General features: G+C 33.9%; 2 protein-coding genes and 1 riboswitch. Both genes read right to left on the minus strand.

The annotated features are described in order from the left end of the window. Window positions 1–63: 63 nt before the first annotated feature. A complete protein-coding gene (locus tag P0N36_RS15340; RefSeq protein ID WP_275843763.1) occupies window positions 64–636 on the minus strand; it encodes a xanthine phosphoribosyltransferase in 573 nt (190 codons plus the stop codon). Between the two features lie 212 nt (window positions 637–848). Then, a riboswitch (purine riboswitch) is annotated at window positions 849–949 on the minus strand. Between the two features lie 171 nt (window positions 950–1,120). Beyond that, a complete protein-coding gene (locus P0N36_RS15345; protein WP_275843765.1) occupies window positions 1,121–1,300 on the minus strand; it encodes a MarR family transcriptional regulator in 180 nt (59 codons plus the stop codon). Between the last annotated feature and the right edge of the window lie 98 nt (window positions 1,301–1,398).

The following is a 1,398-nucleotide window of genomic DNA, read 5'->3' on the forward strand; positions in this document are numbered from 1 at the left end:
AGCTTATAATTATACAATCAGATGATTTATTTATATTGTCATCCTTTTGCATTGGGTATTTCTTTAATCTAAAAAAGTAACCTTCCCGTCCCGAATCCGATCTATAATTGCTAATGATTCTACCTTAATACCTTGTTCTCTAAGTAACTGTCCTCCGGATTGAAAGCCTTTTTCAATAACAATGCCAACCCCTTCTACAGTTGCACCGGCTTGTCTTGCTATGTCAATTAAGCCAAGAGCTGCTTTACCATTCGCCAGAAAATCATCTAATATCAATACATGATCCTCACTTGATAAATATTGTTTTGAAACCATAACATCATAGGTAATCTGCTTTGTAAATGAGTAAACTTTACTTGTATAAATCTCTTTATCTAGATTCCTAGACTGGGCCTTTTTCGCAAACACGACAGGAACGTTAAACTCTAAAGCTGCAATAGAAGCAATTGCTATACCGGATGCCTCTATAGTTAGCAGTTTGGTGATTTTTTTGCTATCAAATAACCTTCTGAACTCTTTTCCCATTTCAACAAAGAGACCGACATCAATCTGATGATTCAGAAAGGAATCTACTTTTATAATCTCTTCACCGATGGTTCTGCCTTCTTCTAAAATACGTTGTTTAAGTAAGTCCATTCTATTCTCCTGCTCTAACATATTTCTATCTGGTTGACCATAAAATGAAGTCCGTCTTCCTTGCGCAAATGTAAACCATACGCTAATTAAATCTTGTATCAAAAGGAAAGTAACCATTCCCTTTGAAATAACAAAAACTCTGCATAAGCAGAGTTCAATAAATATCGCAACAAATCGTTTCCTTTGGCGAGTGCCAAAAATAAGCGATACGCTTGCATCATTTAGGAACTCATAGCTATAACTATTTACGGTAGTTTGTAGAAACTTTCAGCCCATATTGCTGAATTATACGAGTTTTTGCATGTCATTTTTCATTTTCATGTCCATGTTATTTTATTATAATATTCTTTAAAAGTCAAGCTATATGTAGCTTTGGACATCGTTGGAAGGGCCTTTTTAACAACTCAACTTTACAGATGATTCCAAGCTCTCATTTAACAAATTGGTCTTGTCACTAAGAATACTAACAAATGGGAAAGTTGAGCTACTTATTAAATGACCAATAACAACGTTTTGGTGATACAATCACTTCTTCTGTTTTCATTTTTTTCATGATCTTATCCACTTCTTTTCGCTCAACGCCTGTACCGTCTGCAACTTTACCGGCATTGACCGGTTCTTCTTGATTTTTAAAAAAATCTAAAACAACTTCATAGTTATCCATTTTCTTCCTCCTTGTAATGATTATTACTTGATAAAAGTTTTTATGTATATTCTTGATTATTCTAACACAATCGTTTTCCAATTGTAAAGTCTCAAATG

The organism is Petrocella sp. FN5 (assembly GCF_029210395.1).
Classification (GTDB): domain Bacteria; phylum Bacillota; class Clostridia; order Lachnospirales; family Vallitaleaceae; genus Petrocella.